The 25062-nt window shown below is 72.6% G+C and carries 17 protein-coding genes; 6 read left to right on the forward strand and 11 right to left on the reverse strand.

From position 1 onward, the window contains the following. Positions 1-27: 27 nt before the first annotated feature. Complete coding sequence (locus ACFWE2_RS14090) at positions 28-432, reverse strand: RidA family protein (RefSeq protein WP_377224856.1); 405 nt, start codon at positions 430-432, stop codon at positions 28-30. 130 nt (positions 433-562) lie between these two features. Here ACFWE2_RS14090 and ACFWE2_RS14095 point away from each other — a divergent pair, with 130 nt between their 5' ends. Next, a complete protein-coding gene (locus ACFWE2_RS14095; protein ID WP_377224857.1) occupies positions 563-1228 on the forward strand; it encodes a TetR/AcrR family transcriptional regulator in 666 nt (221 codons plus the stop codon). A gap of 13 nt (positions 1229-1241) precedes the next feature. Here ACFWE2_RS14095 and ACFWE2_RS14100 read toward each other — a convergent pair whose 3' ends face one another. Continuing rightward, entirely contained in the window at positions 1242-1949 is a 708-nt protein-coding gene (locus ACFWE2_RS14100; RefSeq protein ID WP_377224858.1) for a FadR/GntR family transcriptional regulator, read from the reverse strand. Between the two features lie 293 nt (positions 1950-2242). Between ACFWE2_RS14100 and ACFWE2_RS14105 the strand changes: the two genes are divergently transcribed. After that, positions 2243-2797 (forward strand): gluconokinase, encoded by a 555-nt coding sequence (locus ACFWE2_RS14105; protein ID WP_377224872.1) that lies wholly within the window; start codon positions 2243-2245, stop codon positions 2795-2797. Then, positions 2797-4275: a gluconate:H+ symporter gene (locus tag ACFWE2_RS14110; RefSeq protein ID WP_377224859.1), complete on the forward strand. Its 1479-nt coding sequence runs from the start codon at positions 2797-2799 to the stop codon at positions 4273-4275. The genes ACFWE2_RS14105 and ACFWE2_RS14110 overlap by 1 nt, the downstream gene beginning before the upstream one ends. A gap of 4 nt (positions 4276-4279) precedes the next feature. Here the strand turns inward: ACFWE2_RS14110 and ACFWE2_RS14115 are convergent, their stop codons facing one another. The 9 genes from ACFWE2_RS14115 to ACFWE2_RS14155 all read right to left on the reverse strand — a co-directional run bounded on the left by ACFWE2_RS14115 (position 4280) and on the right by ACFWE2_RS14155 (position 19524). After that, positions 4280-5290, reverse strand: coding sequence for a hypothetical protein (locus ACFWE2_RS14115; RefSeq protein ID WP_377224860.1), 1011 nt, complete (start codon positions 5288-5290; stop codon positions 4280-4282). Between the two features lie 42 nt (positions 5291-5332). Then, positions 5333-6304, reverse strand: coding sequence for an alpha/beta hydrolase (locus ACFWE2_RS14120; protein ID WP_377224861.1), 972 nt, complete (start codon positions 6302-6304; stop codon positions 5333-5335). 180 nt (positions 6305-6484) lie between these two features. Then, the gene (locus ACFWE2_RS14125; RefSeq protein WP_377224862.1) at positions 6485-10498 is read right to left on the reverse strand and encodes a LamG-like jellyroll fold domain-containing protein; all 4014 of its coding nucleotides are present in this window, start codon (positions 10496-10498) and stop codon (positions 6485-6487) included. Positions 10499-10816: 318 nt separating this feature from the next. Beyond that, entirely contained in the window at positions 10817-12937 is a 2121-nt protein-coding gene (locus tag ACFWE2_RS14130; protein WP_377224863.1) for a TIM-barrel domain-containing protein, read from the reverse strand. Beyond that, complete coding sequence (locus ACFWE2_RS14135) at positions 12934-15195, reverse strand: glycoside hydrolase family 127 protein (protein ID WP_377224864.1); 2262 nt, start codon at positions 15193-15195, stop codon at positions 12934-12936. Before ACFWE2_RS14135 ends, ACFWE2_RS14130 begins: the two co-directional genes overlap by 4 nt. A gap of 45 nt (positions 15196-15240) precedes the next feature. Beyond that, positions 15241-16059, reverse strand: a complete 819-nt coding sequence (locus tag ACFWE2_RS14140; protein ID WP_377224865.1) for a carbohydrate ABC transporter permease — start codon at positions 16057-16059, stop codon at positions 15241-15243. Further along, positions 16056-17018: a carbohydrate ABC transporter permease gene (locus ACFWE2_RS14145; RefSeq protein WP_377224866.1), complete on the reverse strand. Its 963-nt coding sequence runs from the start codon at positions 17016-17018 to the stop codon at positions 16056-16058. The genes ACFWE2_RS14140 and ACFWE2_RS14145 overlap by 4 nt, the downstream gene beginning before the upstream one ends. A gap of 95 nt (positions 17019-17113) precedes the next feature. After that, positions 17114-18409 (reverse strand): extracellular solute-binding protein, encoded by a 1296-nt coding sequence (locus ACFWE2_RS14150; protein ID WP_377224867.1) that lies wholly within the window; start codon positions 18407-18409, stop codon positions 17114-17116. A gap of 92 nt (positions 18410-18501) precedes the next feature. Continuing rightward, positions 18502-19524, reverse strand: coding sequence for a LacI family DNA-binding transcriptional regulator (locus tag ACFWE2_RS14155; RefSeq protein ID WP_377224868.1), 1023 nt, complete (start codon positions 19522-19524; stop codon positions 18502-18504). Between the two features lie 190 nt (positions 19525-19714). On the opposite strand from ACFWE2_RS14155, the gene ACFWE2_RS14160 reads away from it, so the two are divergent. The 3 genes from ACFWE2_RS14160 (at position 19715) to ACFWE2_RS14170 (ending at position 24976) form a co-directional block, all read left to right on the forward strand. Continuing rightward, on the forward strand, positions 19715-21418 hold the full coding sequence (locus ACFWE2_RS14160) for a carbohydrate-binding protein (RefSeq protein WP_377224869.1): 1704 nt from the start codon (positions 19715-19717) through the stop codon (positions 21416-21418). Positions 21419-21651: 233 nt separating this feature from the next. Beyond that, complete coding sequence (locus ACFWE2_RS14165) at positions 21652-22803, forward strand: LacI family DNA-binding transcriptional regulator (protein ID WP_377224870.1); 1152 nt, start codon at positions 21652-21654, stop codon at positions 22801-22803. A 31-nt stretch (positions 22804-22834) separates the two neighbouring features. After that, complete coding sequence (locus ACFWE2_RS14170; protein ID WP_377224871.1) at positions 22835-24976, forward strand: beta-galactosidase; 2142 nt, start codon at positions 22835-22837, stop codon at positions 24974-24976. The last annotated feature ends 86 nt before the right edge of the window (positions 24977-25062 follow it).

Consider the following 25062-nt stretch of genomic DNA (forward strand, 5'->3'; position numbering starts at 1 on the left):
GCAGCAGGTGCATGGTCGTCTCGCCGCTCAGTGTGCGAGCGCCGCCGTCAGGTCGACCTCGACGAGCTGACCGGGGAACCCGAGGACGGCGACACCCAGGAGGGTGCTCGCGGTGGTGAACGCCTGGGCGAGCGGGCCGTCGTTCAGCCGCTGCCAGACGGCGGAGAGGTCGGCCCGCTCGCCGCTCGCCACGTAGATGACGGAGCGGACGACGTCGCCCGGCGCCGCTCCAGCGGCCGACAGGGCCGCCAGGGCGTTGGTCACCACCCGGTCCGTCTGCGCCAGGAGGTCACCGGGCCCGACCAGGGTGCCGGACTCGTTGAGCGGGCACTGGCCCGCGAGGTAGGCGGTCCGCCCGGCCTCGACGACGGTCACGTGGTGGTAGCCCGGCGTGGGGTGCAGGCCGTCGGGCTGTACTCGGTTGATGTGCATCGTCGGAGTCTCGCAACGCGCCGATGTTCGATGCGACCTTTTTCGGCGGAGGCCGGACCGGACCCGCGAGTCGTGGGAGCATGGTCCCGCGCGAGTGGAACACCCCGTCCGTTTCGGCGAAGCGAGAACGATGACCGAGCACCAGTCCGAGCCCGCAGGGACGACCGTAGCCGCGCCCTCGGCGCACGAGCTGCGCTCCGACGCGCGCGACAACCGCGACCGCATCCTGCAGGTGGCGCGGACGATCTTCGCGGAGGAGGGCATCGACGTCCCGATGCGCGAGGTGGCCCGCCGCGCCGGCGTCGGTCCCGCGACGCTGTACCGGCGGTTCCCGACCAAGGAGGCGCTGGTCACCGAGGCGTTCCGGGAGCAGATGGCCACGTGCAACGCGCTGGTCGACGCCGCCGTCGCCGACCCGGACCCGTGGCGCGGGCTCCGTACGGTGATCGAGCAGGTCTCCGCCATGCATGCCGAGGACCGCGGCTTCACCGCCGCGTTCGTCTCGGCGTTCCCCCAGGCCGTCGACTTCGCCACGGAGCGCAGCCGGGCCCTGCTGGCGCTGTCCGGGCTGATCCAGCGAGCCAAGGACGCGGGCGGCCTGCGCCGCGACTTCGTGCTGGACGACCTCGTCATGCTGATCATGGCCAACTCCGGCATCCGGGCGACCTCCCGCGAGGCCGTCGCGGCCGCCTCGCGCCGGTTCGTGGCGCTGCAGCTGCGGTCCATCAGCGCACACCCGGACGAGAGCCCGCTACCGCCCGCCGTCCGGCTCCCGCTGCTCGCCGCGCTGCGCTGACCGGCCGCCCGCGTCAGGGCCTGAGCGCCTGGCTCTCGCCGAGCGCCCCGCGCACCTCGCGCACGATCCGCGCCATGGCCTCCTCGGCAGCGCGGCCGTCGCCCCTGGCCACCGCGGCAGCGACCGCCTCGTGGGCGTCCAGCGCCTCCGGCTCGGGGTAGGCGGGCATCAGGCCCAGGTGGGTGCGTCCGGAGATGACGACGGCGACCACGTCCGCGAGCGCGCTGAACAGCTCGTTGCCGCTGGAGCGCAGGAGCAGCTCGTGCAGCTCGATGTCCAGCGCCAGGAACTCCTCGCCGTCGCCCTTGCCCGCCTCGCCGAGCTCGCGCATCCGGCGCGCCAGGCCGACCAGCTCGTCGCGGACGGCGGCGGTGGCCGCCCGTGCCGTGCAGGCGGCGGCGAGCGGCTCGACGGCCTGGCGCAGCTCGGTGAGCGAGCGCAGCTGCGAGGCACGGCCGGGCCCGGCGAGCCGCCACTCGATGACCCGGGGGTCGAGCACGTTCCACGCGTCGTGCGGCTGCACGACGATGCCCACGCGGGGTCCGGAACGAACCAGGCCGACCCCTTCGAGGAGGCGCATCGCCTCACGCGCCACGGTGCGCGAGACCCCGAACTCCGCCCCGATCCCGTCGAGCGTCAGTGCCGCCCCTGCGGGCAGCTCGCCTGCGGTGATGCGGCGGCCCAGGGCATCGAGGACGGGGCCGTGCAGCACTGGCGACATCCTCCAAGAATAGGGCGCTCTCCGGTCGGGTCCTGCGGTCACGCCCGGTGCGGCGGGGCCGTCCGCTGCCGAAGTACAGCGTCTGTCCGGACACGCGCCCTACTTCGCCTATTGGTGACATTAATCACGCATCAATGGTGTCATCAATGGGTGAGGATAGTGGGATGGACACAGACGTCACCGAGACAGCGAAGTTCTCGGCCCAGCCAACCAGCGGGCCGCTCAGCAGCGAGACGGCCGGCAGCGAGACAACCAGCGGCCCGACCGGCCGCACACCCCGGGCGATCGTCGTCATGGGCGTGGCCGGATCGGGCAAGACGACGGTGGCCGCGCTCCTGGCCGGCCGGCTCGGCGCGTCGTTCGCAGAGGGCGACGACTTCCACTCGCCCGCGAACGTCGCGAAGATGGCCGCCGGCCACCCCCTGGACGACGACGACCGCTGGCCGTGGCTGACCGGGATCCGCGACTGGTTCGCCAAGGAGCTCGCCGCGGGCCGGAGCGCCGTCGTGCCGTGCAGCGCCCTGCGCCGGAGCTACCGCGACCTGCTGGAGACCGCCGGCGACGGCACGGCGGGCGGCGACGTGACCGGCTCGGTGCAGTTCGTGCACCTCACCGGCTCCTACGCCCTGCTGCGCGAACGCATCCAGGGCCGGGCAGGCCACTTCATGAAGCCCGAGATGCTCGACAGCCAGCTCGCCGCCCTCGAACCGCTCGGCGACGACGAACCAGGGTTCGCCGTCGACATCACCCCGCGGCCGGACCAGATCGTCGAGGAGGCCCTCCGCCTGCTCGGCGAGCCCGCCGGCGCGCCAGCCACCCACGCCGGCACCGAGCACGAGGACCACTGATGTTCCACACCACCACCCTGCTCACCCAGGGCGCCGCGGCCGCCCTCCCCCAGGCGGCGGCAGCGGCCGAGCCGACCGCCTCGACACCGCAGCTCGTCCTCGCTGCCGTCGCCGGGATCGCCGTCATCATCGTGCTCATCGTCTGGCTCAAGCTGCACCCGTTCCTGGCCCTCGTGCTCGGGTCCGGCGTGCTCGCCGTGACGGCCGGCATCGGCCTCACCGACACGTTCACCAGCTTCTCCGCGGGCCTCGGGTCCACGGTCGCGGGCGTCGGCGTCCTCATCGCGCTCGGCGCGATCATCGGCAAGCTGCTCATCGACTCGGGCGGCGCGGACCGCATCGTCGACACGATCCTCGACAGGACGCCCGCGAAGCGGCTGCCCTGGGCCATGGCGCTCATCGCGTTCGTCGTCGGCATCCCCCTGTTCTTCGAGGTGGGCGTCGTGCTGCTCATCCCGGTCGTGATGATCGTGGCGCGCCGGATGCGCACCAACCCCGTGCTGGTCGGCATCCCTGCGCTCGCCGGCCTCTCCGCGCTACACGGCCTGGTGCCCCCGCACCCGGGCCCGCTGCTGGCCATCGAGGCCCTCGGCGCCGACCTGGGTCTCACGCTCGGGCTCGGGCTGCTCGTCGCGGTCCCGACGGTGATCGTCGCCGGCCCGCTGCTCGCCGTCCCGCTCACCCGCTGGGTGCGGCTCGCGCCGCCCGTCAGCGTCCTCGGCATGTCCGACGGCGCGGCCGGGCCCGCCGACGCCGACCCTGACGGCGTGCCCACCGGCGACCGCCCGTCGAACGCCACAGCGGGCCTGCGCAAGCCGACGTTCGGCATGTCCGTGCTGGTGGTGCTGCTCCCGGTGATCCTCATGCTGGCCCGGTCCGTGGTCGAGATCGCGGGCGCGACCGAGACCGGCTACGGGACCGTGCTGGAGTTCCTCGGCGAACCGCTCGTCGCGCTCCTTCTGACCTCGCTGTTCGCCCTGTTCGCCTTCGGCACCGCCGTCGGGCGCACGCGCCGGCAGCTCGGCGACCTGGTCGGCTCGTCCTTCGCGCCGATCGCCGGGATCCTGCTCATCGTCGGTGCCGGTGGTGGCTTCAAGCAGACCCTCGTGGACTCGGGGGTCGGCGAGGTCATCGCCTCTGGCATCGCGGACGCCGGGATCACCCCGCTGCTGGCCGGCTGGCTGGTGGCGGCCCTCATCCGGATCGCGACCGGTTCGGCCACGGTGGCGACCATCACCGCGGCCGGCATCATGGCGCCGCTGGCCGCCGGCCTCGAGCCGACGCACGCCGCCCTGCTCGTGCTCGCCATCGGCGCCGGCTCGGTGTTCCTCTCCCATGTGAACGACGCCGGGTTCTGGCTCGTCAAGGAGTACTTCGGCATGACCGTCGGCCAGACGTTCAAGACGTGGTCCCTCATGGAGTCGGTGCTCTCCGTGGTGGCGCTGCTCGTGGTGCTGCTCCTCGGGGCCTTCGTCTAGCGGCTCAGTCCTCCGCGAGGCGCAGCAGCAGACGGGCCAGCCGGAACCGCGCCCGCCCGTCCAGGGACCGCGGGTCGTAGCCGAGGTCTTTCGTCAGCGCGTCGTGGCGTGCCTGGAGCGTCGAGTGGTGCATGCCGAGCACCGCCGCCGCTGCGCGGACGCTCTCGGCCGCCGCGAGCTCGTCGAGCACCGCGCGGGCGCGGGCGTCGAGCCGGGCCAGCGCGACGACGTCCGGCTGCTCCGCGGCGACCGGTTCCAGGACGCCGATCGCGGCCAGCAGGATCCCGAGGGCGGCGGCGTCCACGACGGCGTCGCTCCCGGGCAGCAGCCGCAGCGCGAGCACGGCGGTCCGGAACGACTGCGGAAGCTCGTCCGCGCGGAGCGGGACACCCACCCCGGCGGGGCCGGAGACGTCCGCGTCCCCGCCGAGGACCACCGCACGCACCAGGCCGTTGGCGGTGGCCACGATCGTCGACGGGGCCGCCTCCGCCTGGTACGCCACCGGGTACGCGACCCGGTGCGCGACCGGGTGGGCCACCGCACGGACGACGCGCGCGGGATCGAGCCGGAGCCGGGACAGCGCGACCCGGCGCTCCTCGACGCCGCGGGCGGCGTCGAGAGCGGTCTCCAGCGCGCCGTCACGGTGACCCGGGCGGCGCGCCTCGACCAGCTCGACCGCGAGCGCCAACCGTTCGATGACCATCGCGTCGTTGGCGTGCGGCGAGCCGTCGCGCTCCAGCCACACCCTCCCGGTGCTGGTGGTGCGGGTCGGCCAGCCGGGCCGAGGGTCGGCGGGACCGGCGCCGTCGGCCGGCCTGCCGCCGTCGGGCCCGATGCGATGGGTCCGCCGGCCGTCGGACGCGCCCGCGACCGTTCCGCTGAGCACCGCCGCGCCGCGCAGCAGGGCCTGGAGCCCTACGCCGCCCGCGACCAGCACGTCGAAGTAGGCCACCACCTTGAGGGTCTCGCTGGCCTCGGGGTCGAGTGCGGTCAGGCGTCCCACGAGCTCTTGCATAGTTCGCTCCATCGCGCGCGTGGGACAACCCTATGCGACGGCTCAGCCGCCGAGCGCTCGCGCCACCCACGAGTCCCGCGCCGCGCGTGCGGCCTTGCTCAGGACGCTGTGCGGAGCCATCATGTCGAACCCGTGGAACCCGCCGGGCCAGACGTGCAGCTCGGCCTGCACGCCCGCGGCCCAGAGCGCCGTCGCGTAGGCGACGTCCTCGTCGCGGAAGACCTCTGCGCTGCCGCAGTCGATGAAGGCCGGCGGCAGCCCGGACAGATCGGTCGCGCGCGCCGGTGCGGCATAGATCGAGACGTCGTCGGTCCCGCGCCGGTCACCGAGGAGCGCCGACCAGCCGGTGACGTTCGAGCCGCGGTCCCAGACGCCCACCCCGTCGATCTGCCGGGTCGAGACCGTCTGGTCCCGGTCGTCCAGCATGGGGCAGATCAGCACCTGACCCGCCAGGGTGGGGCCGCCCTCGTCCCTGGCGATCAGTGCGGTGCCTGCGGCCAGGCCGCCACCCGCGCTGCCGCCGGCGATGATGAGGCGGTCCGGGTCGATGCCGAGCTCCGCGGCGTGCTCCGCCGTCCACACGAGGCCCGCGTAGCAGTCCCGGACCGGATACGGGTCGGGGAACTCGGGTGCGAGGCGGTACTCCACGGTGACGACGACGGCGTCGAACTCGGTGATCCAGTCCAGGAGCAGGTCCAGCCCGGTGAACCGGTCACCGATGATCATGCCGCCGCCGTGGGTGTGATAGATCCCCGGGCCGACGCCGGTGCTGCCCTTGCGGCGCAGCACGCTCACCTGGATCTCGTCGCCCTCGTACCCGGGGATGGTCACGTCCCGACGCTCGACGCCGGCCACGTCGAGCGAGTCGTCGACGCTCACGTCGAGCCCCGGCATGCCCCGCCGCATCAGCGGGATCATCTCGGGTGTGATCGTCGACGGCATCTGGTCGGACACCAGCGTGAGCGCCGCCTCGAGCTCGGGGTCGAACGGGGGCCTCTTCAACGTCTCGGCCACGAGAACTCCTTCGTTCCATGCTGTGCACCAGGTTGTGCGCGCGACCCAAGTCTCCGTCCCTGGCACACGGATCACATCCGCCGGACGTGGCCGCCTCGGCGTGGAAACCCCGCCATCCGGCGGGTAGGTCGAGCTTGCCGAGACCTGGTCCCGGCAAGCTCGACGAGCACCGAGCCGGCCCTACGAGCCGCAGGTCGCCCCCGCGTAGGCGTGCTCCGTCGCGACGCCCGCGGCGGTGACCGCCACCGCCCCGGCCGCGAGCACCGACGAGCGGGCCGGGAACGCCTGGCGCCAGGTGTCACCGGGCGCCAGGTCCGTCGTCGACCGCTTCCCGAGCTCGCTCGCCAACCGCACGTCGAGCGGCTCGTCCGAGACGTTCCGCACGCTGACCGTGAGGAAGGCACGCGACCCGCGGCAGATCGCCTCGGCGGTCACCTCCGTGACCGCCTGGACGCGCGGCACCGCGAGCGGCGAGACCGTGATCCGGTCGACGACCGGCGCCCAGCGCGACCGCAGCGGGAAGTCCGGCCAGACGTCGGACGCGTAGGTGGTCCCGTCGAAGTTCGGCGCCTCCTCCGAGGTCAGCGTGATGGTGTTCGCCCCCTTCTCCAGGTCGAGCACCACCGTCTTCTCCCAGAAGTTGTTCGCGTGGAACGTGTGCGGGAAGAGCACGGGGGCCGACGCGCCACCGTTGACCGAGATGTCCGCCCGGCGGGCGATCGGGTCCGGGTTGTAGTGCGACGCCGGGGACTGCTCGGGGTTGGAGTACCGCAGGACGACGGCGTGCGGGCCGGCCTGGCCCGCGTCGACCCGGAACGTCAGGGAGCTGTCGTTGCCCGGCTCGCCGCCGACGTCCGTCACCGCCTTGCCACCCTCGGCGAGCGAGAGGTCGGCGACCTTCGCCGAACCGGCCAGCTCGGCGTCCTCTGCCTGGTACTCGGTCGCCGCGAGCGCCCCGGTCCCGGGGGCCACGGTGAGCCGGTCGACGACGACGCCGTCGGCGCCGCCCGTGACGACCACCTTGTTCACGCCTCCGGTCAGGTGCGCGGCCACCTCGTGGGCCCGCGCCGACCCGCCCTGGCCGAGGTCGAGGACCTCGCGGCCGTTGACGGTGAGCCTGCCCGTTCCGGCACCGAGGGTGTCGACGCCGAGGGTCGCCTCGCCGTCGCGAGCGCCGTACACCCAGAACGTGGCGGTCTCGCCCTCGGCCAGGTCGACGCCGCCGGCGCCGGAGACCGTTGCCGGGTCGACGCCGTCGGGCGCCTCGTACAGCGCGCGCCCGCCGTCGAGCGTCGCGTGCTCCGCCTCGTACACGGCGATACCCGCGTCGGGGTTGGGCAGGGCGAGCGTGATGCGGTCGAGGATCGCGTCGCCCTTGGTGACGCGGGTGCCGTCGAGGCTCCGCGCGGCGAGCGAGATGGTGTGCGTGCCCGCCGTGAGGTCGACGGTCGTGTCGGCGTGGTCCCAGACCACCCACTTGTAGCCGAGCGGCAGGTGGAGCTCCTGCTCGGCGGCGCCGTCGACCCGCACGAAGACGTTGGTCGGGCCCTGCTCGGCCACGGCGTCGTACGTGTTGGCGCTGTTGGCGAAGACCGACAGGTCGTACGTGCCGTCCCGCGGCACCGTGACCTCGAAGTCCAGGACGCCGTCGGAGCCGGTGCGCAGGCCGCCGACGTCGTACCCGCCGGAGGTGTAGAACTTGGCGACGTCGGACGGCGAGCCCTCCGGGCCGTTCAGGCTGTAGCCCGACCCGGTGTAGGTGGCGTCCTCCGCCTCGTAGCTGCCCGCCCAGGTCGTGGGCGCCGCGCTGGTGCTCTCGCCGACGCCCGCCGGCGTGACGACGATCTCGTAGGCGGACGACTCGCGCAGCAGCGGCAGGCTCTCGCCGCCGGACTCCCCGCCGAACTCCAACGTGACCTTGCCGTCGGCGACCGGGAGGGTCAGCTCGGCGAGGTGGCGCGGCTGGGCGGAGTCGCCGAGCTGGCCGGTCCACGGGATCTCCCAGACCGTGACGCGGACGTCGTCGCCGAACACGTCGCCCGGCACGTTGACGAGCTCGACGGGCGCCGCGCCGTCGGCCCCGCCGACGATGGTGCGCGACAACGCCCGCCCGGTGTCCAGGGTGGAGACGCCCTGCAGCGTGTAGTTCTCGCCGGGGAACGGCGGCGTCACCTTGACCGTGCTCCCGCTCATCCGGGCGTACGCGTTGAACAGCCACCACTGGCCGTTGCCGCGATCGGACTGGACGGCGGAGTCGGACAGGTTGCCGTCGATGTTCCAGTAGGCGATGTCGGCGTCGACCTTCGAGTCCTCGATGGCCGAGATCCACTGGATCATCTGGCCGGGCACGGAGGTGTGGTAGTTGAAGGCGTACTCGTTGATGTTGACCGGCAGCTCGGTGCCTGCCAGGTCGGTGCCCGCGAAGACCTCGGCCTCCCAGCCGCGGTAGGTCGCGACGGACTCGCGGATCTTCTCCGGGTGGGACAGCTCGTGCCACGTGATGACGTCGGGGACGGTCCCCGCCGCCACCGTGTGCTCCATGAAGCCCTTGACCTGGCCGTACAGGATGCTCGTGTTCGGGCCCGCGATGCGCGCGTCGGGCATGCGCTCCTTGATCAGCGCGTGCACCCGGTCCCAGGCGGCGAAGTAGTCGGTGGGGTCGTCGAGCCAGGACGTGCCGTCGTAGCTCCACCGCCCGGTCCCGAACATGTTGCCCTCCGGCTCGTTGAAGGGGACGAAGACGATGTTGTCCTGGTACTCCTCCGGGAGCTGACGCACCTGGTCGACCTGGGTGGCGATCTTGTCGACGAACGTGTCGAGCTTCTCCTGTGGCGTGTCGCCCGGCCACTCGTAGGGGAACCCGCGGTGGATGTCGGTCATGTAGATGTAGACGTCACCGTCCGTCGCGTCGGCCAGCGGGCGCACCACCTCGAGCGCGTCGGCACCCGGGTGCTGCGGACCGTCCTGCGCCTTGGTCGAGACGGTACGGACGCCCATGCCCTCGATCAGGTTGTCGCTGGGCAGCCCGTCGCCGTACAGGCCGTACAGGGTGCCGGAGGCGCCGCCGTGGAACGCCCCGGTCTCGGAGCCGAGGTCGACCCGCAGCTCGCCCCTGTGCACCGTGACGGCAGCGGTCACGGGTGTGCCCGCCGCGGTCCCCGCGACGGTGAACTCCCCCGGCTGCGCGTACTGCGCCGGGTCGATCTCGTCCCACGTCACCGGCACGTCACGGTCGTAGTCGTCGGTGAAGACGGCGCGCACCGCCTCGGGCAGCTCGGGCGCCGCCGCGACCGTCGTGCGCACCTCGAACGTGTCCTTCGTCAGCTCCACCACGTCTGGCCTCTCCTGTACGAGCTGGGCCACCTGGTCCCCGCTCAGCGCCGCCCGGTACAGGCGGAAGTCGTCGATCGCGCCGTCAAGGAGCGGATCAGGGTAGAAGGACCGGCCCAGATAGCCGGCCGACCGTGCGGCCTCCGTGAGCAGGTCACCGGCGGCCACCGTCGACCGGGCGCTGCCGACGGCGACGCCGTCCAGGTAGGTCGTGAGCCGGTCGGCGGCCGTGTCGAGGGTGGCCGTGAGCGTCACCCAGTCGTCGGGACGCAGCGGGCCGTAGCCGCTGGTCTGCGCCTCGCCCCCGCCGCCGTTCGTCGTCAGCGCTGTGCGCAGGCGGCCGTCACCGTTCGACGGCGTGGCGAACAGGTACCGCGTGGTGTCCGTGCCGAGGTCGAAGACCCGCTGCCATGCACCGCCCGTGCCGCCCCAGCGCACGCGCGCCGACACCGTGACGTCGGTGGCACCCTCCAGCGCCGCCCGCGGGATGGTCACGTAGCCGCCGCCGGCCCCGCCGGGCAGGTCGAGCGCGGTGCCCCCGGCCTCCGCGTCGACCAGGCTCGTGGTGCCGGAGATCGCACCGTCGAGCCCGTTCCCCGAGGAGTCGGGGACGACGGCGCCCACGACGTCGTCCATCGTGTAGTGCAGATCGGGCGCCGGAAGCTCCTGCGTGGTCGCCGTGCCGACGGCGCTGACCCCGGCCGGCGCCGCCAGCGCCGCACCGGCCGTGCCTGCCGTGCTGCCGGCGAGCGCAAGAGCCGCGAGCGCCGCGACGGCGGCGCGCCGGACCCTGCGCGGGGCCGGTCCAGGGCGGGGCGCCGGGCCGCTGCGCGAGCTGCTGTGCCATGAAGGTGTCGTGCTCATCGTTGAGTGCCTTCCTTCTCATCGTGGGTGGAACGGGATCGTGGGTGGGACGGGATCGGTGACACCGGTCGCGTCGAGCGGCTTCTCCGCCGGGCGAACCGGTTCGCCGACACCCAGCAGAACGGCAGTCCCGGAAGGTGCGTCCCGGGGGGGGGCGGCAGCCCGCCGCAGGCGACCCACGAGACAGGCAGTCCGCTGCGAGCCACCCGCGAGGTCGGCAGTCCGCACCGAGATCGGTCCAGCGCTGGACCGATCTCGGTGCCATGTGCCGACCTCGTGCGGGACTGCCGACCTCGCGGAGCGAGGCGCACGCCGGCCTCAGCGGACGGGCGCACCCGGCGCCACCCGCCCCGTCGTGCGACCGACGACGTGCGGCAGGGCGCCGTCCCGCAGGAACACGGGCACGACGTCGAGCGGGGCGTCCGCGCGCACCGTGGCCCCGCCGTCGTGCACCTGACCGGTGGCGGCGTCGGTCCAGCGGGCGCCCGCGGGTAGGTACACGTCGCGCTCCCGCACGCCCGCCGCCAGGACGGGCGCGACCAGGACGTCCGGGCCGAGCAGGAACTGGTCGTCGACGTCCCACGCCCGGGAGTCCTCGGGGAAGTCGTGGAACAGGCCGCGCATCACCGGCTGGCCGTCGGTGTGCGCGGCGCGCATGGTGTCGCGCACGTAGTCGCGCAGCGTCTCGCGCAAGTGGACGTAGCGTTCCAGTACGCGGAACACCTCCTCGCCGAAGCTCCACAGCTCGTTGGGCCCGCCCGAGCCGAGCCGCGGCGAACCGTCGGCCGCGACCACCTCGTGCCCGGGCAGCCGGTCGCCGTGCAGGCGCATCACGGGGCTGAACGCCCCGAACTGGAACCACCGCACGAGCAGCTCGTGGAACGCCGGGTCCGTGACGTCGCCCCGGTGGAACCCGCCGATGTCGGTGGTGAACCACGGGATACCCGCGACCCCCATGTGGATGCCCGCGGTGACCTGCCGCGCCAGGTCCTCGAACGTCGACGAGATGTCGCCCGACCAGACGAGCGCGCCGTACCGCTGGCTCCCGGCCCAGGCGCACCGGACCAGGTTGACGACCTCGTTCTCGCCGTCCGCCACCTGGCCCTCGTAGAAGGCGCGCGCGAACGCCTGCGGGTACACGTTGCCGACCCGCAGGGCCGGGCCAAGGTGGTACCGGAAGGCGTCGTAGTCGTAGACGCCGTACTCGGGCTCCGCCTCGTCCAGCCAGAACGTGCGGATGCCGTGCGCGCCGTAGTTGCGCCGGCAGATGTCCCAGAGCCAGCGCCGCGTCTCGGGGTTGGTCACGTCGAGGAAGGTGCTGGGGCCCTGGAACGACATGTGGACGTCGAGCCCGCGGTCGGCGCGCACCAGCAGGTTGTTCCGCCGCAGGTGGGAGTCGTTCTCCGACTCGAGCGAGACCTGCGGCCACACGGAGACCATGAGCTCGGCACCGAGCTCGCCGAGCTCGGCGACCATCGCTGCCGGGTCCGGCCAGAACTCGTCCTCGAACCGGTAGTCGCCCATCTTGGGCCAGTGGAAGAAGTCCGCGACGATCACGTCCAGCGGCAGCCCGCGCCGGTGGTGCTCGCGCGCGACCTCCAGGAGCTGCTCCTGGTTCCAGTAGCGCAGCTTGCACTGCCAGAACCCGAGCCCGCGCTCGGGCATCATCGGGGCGTGGCCGGTCGCGTCGGCGTAGGCGCGCGAGATCTTCGCGGGGGTGCGGCCGGCGGTCACCCAGTAGTCGAGCTGCCTCGTGGACTCGGCGTACCACTCGGTGCGGTTGCGCGCGAACGTCGCCCGGCCGATCGCCGGGTCGTGCCACAGGAACCCGTACCCCCCGCTCGACATCACGAACGGCACGCTCGCCTGCGAGTTGCGGTGCGCCAGCTCGAACGTGGAGCCCTTGAGGTCCAGCACGTGCTGCTGGTACTGGCCCATCCCGTACAGCTTCTCGTCCGGGTCGGACTCGAACGACGCCGTCAGCGTGTGCCCGTCGTCGCCGAGCCGCGGGCGGAAGTTCCGGGCGCGAAGCTGCAGCGAGCCGCCCTGGCCGAGCTCGCGGAGCAGCAGCCGGCCGTCCGCGTCGTAGAACGCCAGCTCGCAGCGTCCCACCTCGTAGCCGACGGACTCGTAGAACCCGCTGGTGGCGGTGAGCTCGACGCGGAGGTCACCGTTGACGAGCGTCGCGCCGTCGGCCCGCAGCTCGACGCGCGCGGCGGCGTGGGCCGCGGAGTCGGGCGGCAGCAGCGCCCAGTCCGTGTCCTCGACGTCGCCGAGGACCGTCGCGCGTACCCGCACACTGTCGCGGCCCCACGGCTCGACCACGACGGTCTCACCGCCGCTCCGCCAGGTCAGGCGGGCGCCGTCGGCGCGGACCGGGAGCGCGTCCGGCTCCGTGGCCGGCTCTACGGCGCGCGCCGGCGTGGTGGGGTCGGTCATCGGATCTCCTCGGGTCGGGCAGTCGGTACGAAGACGCGCATGGTCGACGGGCCTCGTTCCGCCCAGCGGTGGTAGGGCACCAGGGGCAGGTCGAGGGTGGCGGGTTCGCCGGTGCCGGACGCCGGCGTGGGCGCACCGGCCTCGAAAGCCGGTGCCGGCTCAGGCGCATCACCCGGAGCGCCCGAGCCGAACGGCGGGGTGCCGGCACCGCTCCTGGGCAGCGGCACGACGGCGGCGCGGACCACCGCGCCGTCGCCCTGCGCACGGGGCGCGACCGCCGGGTCGAGCCGCACCTGGTCGAGCAGGACGCCGTCGGGCAGGTCCACGGACTCCAGCGCGAGCACGAGCGGACCACGTTCGACGGCGACGGTGCCCCGCACGGCGTCGACCCGCGGGTCGGGCCAGGTCAGGCGTGGGGCAACGGGCAGATCGAGCGTGACGACGTCGCCCACGGCGAGCGCCGGCTGCGCAGGTGAGGTGCTTTCCGGCCTGCTGACTCGGCGTACCTGGGGCTGCGAGTCAGCCGGCTGGGACCACGGCGCCGACTCGGCGTACTCGGTCGGCCGGGTCAGTCGCGCCCGCGTCGTGCCGGCGGTCACCCAGCCCGGTCCGACGGCGGTGGTCGTGCCGTCCGGCCCGGTGAGCGTGGCGCCGTCGGCCCAGTGCGGGACGCGCAGACGCAGGGTGACGGGCCGTTGCGGGGCCCCGACGACCTCGACCTGGATGCGGCCGTCGTGCGGGTAGTCGGTGGTGACCCGCAGGGCGAGCTCGTCGCCGCCGTCACCGGCGCCGCCGTCGACGACGATCCGCAGGTCGCCCGCCGCGTACTGGGCGAGCGTCACGACGGCTCCGCCGTCCGCGGCGCCGCCGTCCGCCGCGCCGCCGTCCGACCGGCCGCCGTCCGCCTTCTCGACGAACGCCGCGTAGGCCTGCCACGAGGCCAGGGTCCGCGCCACGTTCGTCGGGCAGCACGACACGTCGAACCACGGCGCCCGGACGCCGCCCTCTGCGCGCGGGTTGACGGCGTCGGGCCGCACGTCCGCTCCGGGCTCGCGCTGCTGCAGCGGGTTGGCGTAGAAGAACGCGCGTCCGTCGCCGCGGGGTGACGTCGCCACCACGTTGTAGAGGGTGCGCTCGATGAGGTCGGCGTACCGCACGTCGCCGGTGGCGAGCAGGAGGCGCCACGAGACCATGACCGACGCGACGCCCGCGCACGTCTCGCAGTACGCACGGTCGGGCGGCAGCTCCCAGTCATCGCCGAAACCCTCGTCCTGGTGCCGCGAACCCATGCCGCCGGTGAGGTAGGTGCGCCGCTCCACGGAGCGGGTCCACTGCCGTTCGACGGCGGCACGCAGGTCGTCGTCCTCGGTGTCGACGGCAACGTCGACCGCCCCGGCCGCGAGGTACAGGGCGCGCACGGCGTGGCCGCGCCAGACGTCGGCGTCGCGCACCGGTACGTCGTCCTGGAAGTAGGCGGGGCTGAGCAGCGCGATCGGGGCGAGGGTGCCGTGCCCGCGGCGCTCGACGAAGAGCCGCGCCTGCTCGGTGTACCGCGGTTCGTCGAGCGCGCGGCCCAGCTCCGCCAGGCCCAGCTCGATCTCGGGGTGCCCGCAGATGCCCGCCGGCCCACTGCCGCCCTGCCCACCACCGGCCTGCCCGCCACCCCGGCCGTCGGCGCCGAACTCCCGGCAGACGTGGTCCGCGGCGCGGCGGGCGACGTCGACCAGGGCGTCGTCCACCCCCACCGTCCGCACACGCGCGACCGCCGCCTGCAGCAGGTGCCCGGTGACGTACAGCTCGTGACCGGCCGACAGATCGGTGTACCGGCCGGCCTGCCCGGCGTGGCCGAAGCAGGTGTTCAGGTAGCCGTCCTCGTCCTGCGCGGCCGCCACGCGGTCCACCACCTTGCCCAGCAGGGCGTCGACGGCCGGGTCGCCCGTGCGGCCGTACTCCCAGGCCAGCGCCTCGAGGAGCTTGTACACCTCGGAGTCGGAGAACTGCCAGCCCGGCCGCTCCCCACCCGTGACGCCCTCCGCGACCCGGTCGAAGTTGCCGAGCCAGCCGAGCTGCTCCATCCAGTCGAGGCAGTGCTGCAGCGTGGCCCCGGCGTTCGTCTCCTGGAGCGTGCCCCAGAAGCCGCCGTCGAGCCGCAGCTCGCCGACGCCGAGCCCGCGGCGCGGGCCGCGCGGGACGACCGGACGCGCCCGGGCCGCCCGGCGCTGCGACGCGACGGTACGCGTCGAGTGATGCTCTGTCACAGGGTTCCTTCGTCTTGGTCTCTGGTGCTCGTCAGGCCCGGCTCGTCAGTCCTTGACCGCGCCGGCCGTGACGCCGGCGGCCACGTAACGCTGCGCCACGACGAGCAGGATCGCCGCAGGCACCGACGCGACGACGGCGGTCGCCATGATCGCGTTCCACTGCGTCGTGTTGTTGCCGATGTAGTTGTAGATGCCGAGCGTGATCGGGATGAGCTCGCCGTTGCGGTTCAGGGTCGAGGCGAAGATGAAGTCCGACCACGCCCACAGGAACGCGAACAGCGAGACCGTGAGCGTCGAGTTGCGGCTCACCGGCAGCACTATCGAGCGGAAGGTGCGCCAGGCCCCCGCGCCGTCGACCCGTGCGGCCTGCAGCAGCTCACGCGGGATGCCCGACATGAACGCCGTGTACAGGAGCACGCCGAACGGCACGGCGACCGTCGAGTCGGCGATGATCAGCCCGCCGACGGTGTTGAGCAGACCCAGGCTGTTGTAGACCGCGTAGAACCCCATGGCCATGACGACCGCCGGGATCATCTGCGCGACCAGCAGCAGGAAGTTCAGCGTGCGCCCGCCGCGCAGGTTGAGCAGCGCGAGCGCGTACCCGGCCGGCGCGGCGATCACCACGGTGAGCACCACGCAGCCGAGCCCCACCAGCAGGCTCGTGCCGAGGGCCGGGAGCTGCTGCTGGAACACCGCCGCGTACCCCTCGAACGTCGGGTTCCAGGGGAACCAGCGCGGCGGGTCGGAGCGCAGGTCGCTCGTCCGCGTGAGGGAGACGTTCACCATCCAGTAGACGGGGAACAGCATGAACGCGGTCAGGACGAGGCCGAGGGCGGTCTTCCAGAGCGGGCGGCGGCCGGTCATGAGTCCTCCTGGCGACGCTGGAGCTGCAGGTGCAGGAATCCGAAGACGAGGGCGATGAGGATCAGCAGGTTGCCCACCGCGGCGGCGGGCGAGAAGTCGGGCTGCCCGGTCCCGAAGGCCTCCCGGTAGGACCAGATGGCGAGCGTCGTCGACGCGTCGCCGGGGCCGCCGGTGGTCATGATCCAGATGACGTCGACGACCTTGAGCGTGTAGATCAGCCCGAGCAGGATCGTGATGGCGGAGACCGGGCGCAGCAGCGGGAACGTGATGCTCCAGAACTGCTTCCACGGCCCCGCGCCGTCGAGCGACGCCGCCTCGTACACCTCACCCGGGATGTTCTGCAGGCCCGAGTACAGGATCACGAGGTTGAACGGGATGCCCAGCCAGATGTTCGCGATCGTCACCGACAGCAGCGCGGTGTCGGGCGAGGTGAGCCAGTTGATCTGCGCCAGCCCGAAGGCGCCGAGCACCGAGTTCACTATGCCGTTGTCGCTGTTCAGCATCCACGCCCAGGTCGACGCCGACACGATCAGCGGCAGCAGCCACGGCACGAGGAACATCGCCCGCAGCAGCCCGGACAGCCGGAACCCTGAGCGGAAGAACACCGCGAGCGCCAGGCCGATCGCGTACTGGAACACGATGGAGACGACGGTGAAGACCGCGGTGTTCCACAGCGCCGTCGGGAACGTCGCGGAGCCGAAGATCTCCGCGTATTTCTCGAACCCGACGAACTCGGCGTTGCCCTGGACGAACGCGCGGATCGTGTAGTCGTGGACGCTGAGGTCGATGTTGCGCCAGAGCGGGTAGACGTAGAAGAGGATCAGGTACACGAGCAGCGGGGCGGCGAACCCGGCGGCGGCCCACTGGGAGGCGGCAGGTCCGCGTCGCCGGCGCGGCGTCGGCTGCCGGCCCGCGCCGGGCACCGCCCCCGCCGTAGCGGCAACCTCGATGGCAGTCATCAAAAGTCCTTAGGTCTTTCCGTTGAGTGCTGGGTATTTGCGGTCTGAGAGGCGTCTGCGGCGCAAATACCCAGCACTCAACGACGGCGGGTGGGTCAGTTCGTGGCTGATTCCGCTTCTGTCTGGGCCGTCGTGAGGGCCTCTTCCGGGGTCGCCGCTCCCGAGAGGGCGTTCTGGACCGCCGTCCAGAGGGCCTCGGAGATCACCGGGTAGTCGGCGCCCAGGTCGTCGCTCGTGCGGCCCTTGGCGTTGCGCACGGCCTCGACCCACGGCTCGAGCTCTGGCTTCTCCTCGACGAGTGCGGCCTGGCCGTCCGCCGTCGGCGGGACGTAGTACGCGAACGTGTTCGCCGTCTCGACGAAGCCCTCGGGCGTCGTCATGCACTCGACGATCTGGCGGGTCACGTCGTAGCGCGCGGTGTCCTCCTGGACGGGCGCCATGATGAACTCGCCGCCCGTCGGTGCCGGTGCGACGCCGCCGTCGCGCGCGGGAAGCTGCACGATGCCCGTCTCGAAGTCGGCCTCGGCCGCGCTGTTGACCTGCCACGTGCCGTTCTCCGCGAAGGCGAAGTCGCCGGTGAGGAACTCCTCCCACACGGTGTTCTGCGAGTTGTTGATCACCGAGTTGGGCGCGTAGCCGTCGTCGAGCCAGCCCTTCCAGAGCTCGAGCGCCGCGACGGCCTCGGGCGAGTCGAGGTCACGCAGGTCGGCGCCTGCGCCCCAGAACCACGGCAGGAACTGGAACGAGCCCTCCTCGGTGCCGATGCCGGCGAACGTGATGCCCTTGTGCCCGGCCTCCGTCACCTCGGCGAGGGCCGCCGTGAGCGAGTCCCAGTCGGTGATCGAGGCCGGGTCGACGCCCGCGTCCTGAAGGATCTCCGCGTTGTAGTACAGCGACAGCGTGTTGGCGCCGATCGGGATGCCGTACGTGTCCCCGCCGACGACGCCGGCGGCGAGCAGGTTCTCGTCGATCGCGGAGGTGTCGAGGCCGAACTCCTCGACCGTGGTGAGCATGCCCGTGTCCGCGAGCGTGGACACCGCCGGGTTGTCCAGCAGGATGACGTCGGGCGACGTGCCCTCCTGCGCGGCCAGCAGCGCCTGGTTGGTCAGCGCGGTGGTGTCGTAGGCGGTGCGCTCGATGGTGACGCCGGCCTCCTCGCCGCACGCCTGGACCCGGCCGGCCCAGTCGGACGCGTCGTCGTGCTGGGGGTACGGGTCCCACCAGGTGTAGGTGCTGTCGTCGCCGCCGGTGCTCCCGCCGGCGGCCGCGCCGCCGGACGAGCAGGCGCCGAGCACGCCGACCAGGGCGAGCGCTGAGAGGGCCGCGAGCGTGGTGGGCCTGCGCCTGGTCCGCCGGGCGGGCTGCGGGGTCTGGGCCGCGGTGTGGTGCATGGTTCCTCCTTGAACAGGTCCGGCACGACGACGCCGTCGGCCGGCTGGGGACTTGCTTGTGGGGGGTCCTGGGTCAGGCGGTTCGGGAGCCGTCAGGCCGGCCGGGGCACGCCGGTGCTGCCGCGGTCGACCAGCTCGGGGGTCACGAACCGCACGACGTGCGCTTCGTCGGCCGCCACCTCACCCTCGATGCGGCGCACGAGCTGGCGCACGGCCATGCGGCCGAGCCGGTCGGGGGCGCTCTCGATCGAGGAGTAGGGCAGCGAGAAGGTGCGGGCGAACTCGTCCGAGTACCGCCCGACGACGGACAGGTCGCCGGGCGCCGTCAGCCCGCGCTGGTGCAGGACGGTCGGCAGCGCAGCGGCCGCCGCCTCGTTGTTGATCAGCAGCCCGGTGACGGCGGGGTGCGCGTCGAGCAGGGCGTTCAGGTCCTGTCCGACGTCGGGCTGGTGCGACGACGCCGAGACGGTGTGCAGCGTGATGCCGCGCGCCCTCGCCGCCTCGACCGCGGCGTTCTGCAGGCGCCACACGTAGGCGCCGCCGCGCTCGATCACGTGCTCGGGCTGCGACACGAGGGCCACCTCGCGGTGCCCGAGCCGGTGGAGGTGGTCCACCATGAGGCGGCCGGCCTCCTCGAAGTCGAGGTCGAAGACGTCGACCCCGGTGCAGTCGGCGGGCAGCCCGACGAGCGCGCCCGGCTGTCCCGCCGCGCGCAGGATCGGCAGGCGCTCGTCCCGCTCGGCGACGTTGAGCAGCACGACGCCGTCGACCATCCGCGAGTCGGTGATGCGGCGCAGGGCACGCGTGCCGTCCGCCTCGGTGACGAGCAGGATGTCGTAGCCGAGCTCGCGGGCCGTGTTCGAGACGCCCAGCATGTACTGGAGCATCGCCGGTGCGAACTCGTCCTCGAGGAACTGGGCGAGCAGGCCGATCACCATCGTCTGCGACGTGGCGAGCGCCCGCGCCCCCGCGTTCGGCGTGTAGCCGAGCTGCCGGACGGCGTCCTCGACCCGGCGACGCACGTCCGCCGAGATCGCCCGCTTGCCCGACAGCGCGTACGACGCCGTGCTGCGGGAGACCCCCGCTGCCCTGGCGACATCCCCGATGGTGGCCACCGACGCCTCCTTCTCTGCTCGCTCCGTTGCCGAACCGATCCGCCTCCGTTGCGAACCGGTTCGACTCTAACCACACCCGTCCGCTGATCGCAAGATCGACTTTTTGGGACTCTTGCGGCGGACGGCGTTCGAAACTAGCGTCATCGAGGACAGAATGTCGAACCGGTTCGCATCTCAACGAGGAGATCCCATGAAACGCACCCTGTCCCGCGCCAGCATCCTCGCCCTCGTCCTGGGCGTCGCACTGGCCTCCCCCGCCGGCCCGGCGCAGGCCGCCGGCAACACCCTCACGGTCGACGTCGGCTCCGTCGTCCGGCCCGTGACACACGTCGGTTCGGGCGGCCTGTACGGCGTCGGCTCGGACTCGAAGCCCACGACCGACCAGCTCCTGCCCCTGAGCCCCAGCGGGTTCACGCAGCCCGCGCCGGGCACCACGCACCTGGGCAACGGCGCGACCGAGCCGTGCTGCGACGCGCTCGACGTCGCGGGCAACATCACGCGCGCGGGCGCGCAGCAGCTCGTCCGCATGCCCGACATCTACCCGTCCTTCCCCTACCAGTGGCAGGGCTGGGCCGACTGGGAGCAGAAGGTCCGCACCATGGTCAACAAGCGCCTGGCGGCCACCTCCACGACGAACATCCGCGGCTGGGAGCTGTGGAACGAGCCCGACTGGACGTGGAACACCTCGGCGGCCGGCTCGTTCAACGACGGCTGGACCCGCACGCACCGCCTGGTCCGGTCGCTCGACCCGGTGACGCCGATCGTCGGACCCAGCGACTCGCACTACAGCCACAACCGGATGCTGTCGTTCCTCACCCATGCCAGGGACACGGGCACGCTGCCCGACGTCATCGTGTGGCACGAGCTGGGCGACATGGACTGGAACTCGTTCGACGACCACGTGGCCGACTACCGGGCCATCGAGAACCAGCTCGGCATCAGCCCGCGCCCGATCGCGATCAACGAGTACAACTCGCTGAACCAGATGGACATCCCGAGCGTGGCGGTGCACTGGATCTCGGTGCTGGAGCGGCACGGTGCGCGCGAGGCGCACCGCGCGTACTGGTTCGAGGCGGGCACGTTCGACGGCCTGTTCACGCTCCAGGGCCAGCCGACGGCCTCTTACTGGGCGTACCGCTGGTACGGCGCCATGGCGGGGAACGTGGTGCGCACCACCCCGCAGAGCTGGCTCGACGGCGTGGCGGCGTACGACTCGAGCCGCAAGATCGTCAACGTGGTGCTCGGCGGTGACAGCGGCAACAACAGCGTGCGGGTCAACGGGCTGGGCTCGTTCGGTTCGTCGGTCCGGGTGACCGTGAACGCGGTGCCCGGCAGCGGCCGGCACACGCACGTGGCGGCGCCCACGGTGCTGTCGACGTCGACCCTGACCGTGTCGAACGGCAGCGTCACCGTCCCGGTCAACGGGATGACGGCGGAGGGCGCCTACCAGGTGCTCGTCACCCCGGCCGGCGGCCCGACGTCGAGCTGGCAGCAGGTCTACGAGGCCGAGAACGCGAACGTCGTGAACGCGCAGACCCGAGGTTCCTCGGCGGCGTCGAACGGTTCGTACGTCGGCGGGATCGACGGCGTCGCCGACATGCGCTCGCAGAGCTTCGTCGACTTCACGGTGAACGTGCCGACGGCGCGCAGCTACACGATGGCGATCCGGTACGCGAACGGCACCGGGTCGACGTCGACCCACGGGCTGGCCTACAACGGCGGCGCGTTCTCGACGGTGTCCTATCCGCCGACGGCGGGCTGGGCCCAGTTCGGGACGACGAACGTGACGGTCACGCTGCGGGCCGGCTACAACGTGATCCGGCTGGCGAAGGGCTCGCCGAACTTCGGCGGCGGCACGGGCTACGCGGAGCTGGACAGCATCACGCTGTCCTGACCCGGGCGTCGGCCAACCGAGCGATTGTGCCCGGAACCCGGGTGAGTTCCGGGCACAACCACTCACCGCGACGAACGTCAGAGCGATTGTGCCCAGAATTCGCGTGAGTTCTGGGCGCAATCGCTCGGTTTCCGGAGCGGCGGCCGGCCGCATCACCTTGACTACGTAGTCAAGGCCGTGATTGGCTCCCGCGCACTGACTACGTAGTCAACCGTTCAGCGAGGGGGCTGCACATGGGTGCCACACAGCGGGTGTCGATGACCGACGTCGCCCGCCGCGCCGGCGTCTCCCAGAAGACCGTGTCCCGGGTCGTGAACGGCGAGCCCCACGTCACCGAGGCGATCCGGGCCAGGGTCCAGGCGGCCATCGACGAGATGGGTTTCCGCCCGAACGCCGCGGCGCGCGCCCTGGTGACCCGCCGCAACCGGCGCATCGGCATGGTCACGCCGAGCACGTCGCTGTACGGTCCGGCGTCGATCCTCGAGGGGGTCGACGGCGCGCTGCGCGGCTCGGGCTACCACCTGAGCATCGCGCGCACGCGGGGCGACGGCGTGGCCGACCTGCAGGCCGCGATCGACGAGCTCGTCGCCCAGGACATCGCCGGCCTCGTGCTCTCCGAGCCGATCGACCTGGGCCGCCCCGACCTCCGCATTCCGCACGGCGTGCCCGTGCTCAGCTTCGGCTCCCCGAAAACTGGATCTCCGACGGCCGGCTCCGCCGCTTCCGGCCCTCCGACCGCCGGCTCGCCCCGCTCCGACGCCTCCCGTACCCCCGAGGCGGTCGCGCGGCCCGACGAGCTCGTGCTGGGCGCCGACGAGACGGCCGGGGCCCGGTCAGCGGTCGAGCACCTGCTCACGCTCGGTCACCGCACGGTGCACCACATCGGCGGCACCGAGGGCTGGTCGGCCACGGCGCGGCGGATCGCGGGCTGGCGTGCCGCCCTGTCGGACGCCGGGGTCGAGGCGCCGCCCGTCGTGCACGGCGACTGGACCCCCCGGTCCGGGCACGAGGCCGCCGTCGGCCTGCTGCGGCGCGCCGGCGTCACCGCGGTCTTCGCCGCCAACGACCACATGGCCATCGGCGCGATCCGGGCCGTCGAGCAGGCCGGCCTGCGGGTCCCCGAGAACGTCAGCGTCGTGGGGTTCGACGACGCCCCCGAGGCCGAGTTCCTCTCCACACCCCTGACGACGGTGCGCCAGGACTTCGCCGAGGTCACCCGCCTGGCGGTGCACCGCCTGGTCGGCACCATCGAGGGTCGCCCGCCCGCGGAACGCCACCGGCTGGTTCCCGCCCGGCTGATCGTGCGCGAGAGCACGGCGCCCCCGCCGTCCGCCACCCACCGACCTGTCAGACCGGCAGGTCACCGAAGTGACCCGAGGGTCTGACAAGTCCCGGCCCACCATCCGAGAGGACAGCATGAGCACACTGCAGCACCTGACCGACGGGGTCCTGTTCGGCGCCGCGTACTACTACGAGTACCACCGCCCCGCGGACCTGAGCACGAAGGAGCGGCGCACTGACCGGCTCGAGCGGGACCTGGACCTGATGGCCGAGGCGGGCTTCACGGTGATCCGGGTCGGCGAGTCCGTCTGGTCCACCTGGGAGCCGGAGAACGGTCGCTTCGACCTCGACTGGCTGCAGCCCGTGCTCGACGGCGCCCACGAGCGGGGCATCAAGGTGATCCTCGGTACGCCGACCTACGCCGTGCCGATGTGGCTGGCGCGGCTGTACCCGGAGATCAACGTCGTCCGCCGGGACGGGAGGGCGATGGGCTGGGGCGCACGCCAGGAGATCGACTACACGCACCCCGCGTTCCTGTTCCATGCCGAACGGGTCATCCGCGCCGTCGTCGCCCGGTACGCGCAGCACCCCGCCGTCGTCGGGTACCAGGTGGACAACGAGCCGGGTAACGAGATCTTCCACAACCGGCAGGTCTTCGAGCGGTTCGTGGACCACCTGCGCGCCCGGTACGGCACGGTCGAGCGGCTGAACGACGAGTGGGGCCTGACGTACTGGTCCCACCGGCTGTCCACCTGGGCGGACCTCTGGACGCCGTCGGGCAACGCGCAGCCGCAGTACGCCCTGGCCTGGCGCCGGTTCCAGGCGCAGCTCACCACCGACTTCATCGGCTGGCAGGCCGACGTCGTCCGCGAGTACGCGCGCGAGGACCAGTTCGTCACCACCTGCATCTCCTACGAGCGCGCAGGCGTGCAGGACGACGCGCTCACCCGCGACCTGGACGTCACCGCCGGCAACCCGTACTACCGGATGCGGGACCACCTGGCCCTGCCGCTGACCGTCGCACCGGACGAGTCATGGATGGCGTCGGGCACGTGGGCGCTGTACGCGATGGCGGACCGCATGTACTCCTCGAAGCAGGCGCCGTACCTCGTCACGGAGACCAACGCGCAGGCGATCGGCGGACCCCACCAGAACGAGCCCGCCTACGACGGCCAGTGGCGCCAGGTGGCCTGGGCGCTGGTCTCCCGCGGCGCCACGATGATCGAGTACTGGCACTGGCATACGCTGCCGTACGGCACCGAGACGTACTGGGGCGGGATCCTGCCGCACTCGCTCGAACCTGGACGGACGTACCACCAGCTCGCGGCCCTGGGCGGTGAGCTGCGCACGGCCGGCGCGGCGGTCGCCAACCTGACCCCGGACGCCGACGTCGCGCTCGTGTACTCCACGGCCAGCAAGTGGTCGCTCGCGGAGTTCCCGCAGGTCGGCGGCGGCGCGGGACCCGAGAGGGGCGGCTACCACCGGATCTTCGACAGCTTCTACCGCGGGGCGTTCGACGCCGGCCTCCAGGCCCGCCTGCTGCACGACACCCGGCTCACCGAACGCACGCCCGAGGAGGTAGCGACCGAGCACCCCGTGCTGGTCGCCGCCGGCGTCACGATCGCCGACGACGCCTGGCTGTCGTGGCTGGAGCGGTACGCGGCGGCCGGCGGGCACCTCGTGCTCGGTATCCGCACCGGGTACGAGGACGAGGAGGCCCGCGCCCGCGCCGAGCGCAAGCCCGCGCACCTGAGCGAGGCGGCAGGCGTCTTCTACGACGAGTTCGCGAGCATCGACACGCCGCTGCCCGTGCAGGGCGCCGACGGCTTCGAGCTGCCCGCCGACGCCCGCGCGACGAGCTGGGTCGACGGCCTCCAGGTGCTCGACGCCGACGTGCTGGTCCGCTACGACCACCCGCACTTCGGCCGGTGGCCGGCCGTGACGACCCGGGCGCACGGCTCCGGCCGCGTGACGACGGTGGGCACCATCCCCGACCCGGCGCTCGCGCGCGCGGTGCTGGGGTGGGCGGTGGCGCACCGGGAGCCGGCGGCGACGTCGGCCGGTCCGGAGTGGCGCCCGCAGGGGCCGTCGCAGACGGTCGCCGGCGCGACCAACCCCGCGGGTGAGCGTGTGCGGTTCGTGCACTCGTGGTCCTGGGAGCCGAGCACCTTCGTCCTGCCGGGCGCGGTGCGCGACCTGCTCAGCGGCGAGGAGCTGGCCGCGGGGTCCGAGCTGGAGCTCGGCCCGTGGGACGTGCGGGTGCTGCTGGAGGTATGAGGCCGGCTCCCGGCGTCCAGCGTGGGACCTCCAGGGAGACATGTACCGCGCGGAGTGTGTTGCGCGGAGTAGACAACGTCTACTCC

The organism is Promicromonospora sp. NPDC060271 (assembly GCF_042726755.1).
Taxonomy (GTDB): Bacteria; Actinomycetota; Actinomycetes; order Actinomycetales; family Cellulomonadaceae; genus Promicromonospora.

Excerpts from the sequence above, each read along its gene's own strand:
- ACFWE2_RS14090 (WP_377224856.1), bottom strand. The coding sequence starts at position 432 with ATGCACATCAACCGAGTACAGCCCGACGGCCTGCACCCCACGCCGGGC.
- ACFWE2_RS14095 (WP_377224857.1), top strand. The coding sequence starts at position 563 with ATGACCGAGCACCAGTCCGAGCCCGCAGGGACGACCGTAGCCGCGCCC.
- ACFWE2_RS14100 (WP_377224858.1), bottom strand. The coding sequence starts at position 1,949 with ATGTCGCCAGTGCTGCACGGCCCCGTCCTCGATGCCCTGGGCCGCCGC.
- ACFWE2_RS14105 (WP_377224872.1), top strand. The coding sequence starts at position 2,243 with ATGGGCGTGGCCGGATCGGGCAAGACGACGGTGGCCGCGCTCCTGGCC.
- ACFWE2_RS14110 (WP_377224859.1), top strand. The coding sequence starts at position 2,797 with ATGTTCCACACCACCACCCTGCTCACCCAGGGCGCCGCGGCCGCCCTC.
- ACFWE2_RS14115 (WP_377224860.1), bottom strand. The coding sequence starts at position 5,290 with ATGCAAGAGCTCGTGGGACGCCTGACCGCACTCGACCCCGAGGCCAGC.
- ACFWE2_RS14125 (WP_377224862.1), bottom strand. The coding sequence starts at position 10,498 with ATGAGCACGACACCTTCATGGCACAGCAGCTCGCGCAGCGGCCCGGCG.
- ACFWE2_RS14130 (WP_377224863.1), bottom strand. The coding sequence starts at position 12,937 with ATGACCGACCCCACCACGCCGGCGCGCGCCGTAGAGCCGGCCACGGAG.
- ACFWE2_RS14140 (WP_377224865.1), bottom strand. The coding sequence starts at position 16,059 with ATGACCGGCCGCCGCCCGCTCTGGAAGACCGCCCTCGGCCTCGTCCTG.
- ACFWE2_RS14145 (WP_377224866.1), bottom strand. The coding sequence starts at position 17,018 with ATGACTGCCATCGAGGTTGCCGCTACGGCGGGGGCGGTGCCCGGCGCG.
- ACFWE2_RS14150 (WP_377224867.1), bottom strand. The coding sequence starts at position 18,409 with ATGCACCACACCGCGGCCCAGACCCCGCAGCCCGCCCGGCGGACCAGG.
- ACFWE2_RS14160 (WP_377224869.1), top strand. The coding sequence starts at position 19,715 with ATGAAACGCACCCTGTCCCGCGCCAGCATCCTCGCCCTCGTCCTGGGC.
- ACFWE2_RS14165 (WP_377224870.1), top strand. The coding sequence starts at position 21,652 with ATGGGTGCCACACAGCGGGTGTCGATGACCGACGTCGCCCGCCGCGCC.
- ACFWE2_RS14170 (WP_377224871.1), top strand. The coding sequence starts at position 22,835 with ATGAGCACACTGCAGCACCTGACCGACGGGGTCCTGTTCGGCGCCGCG.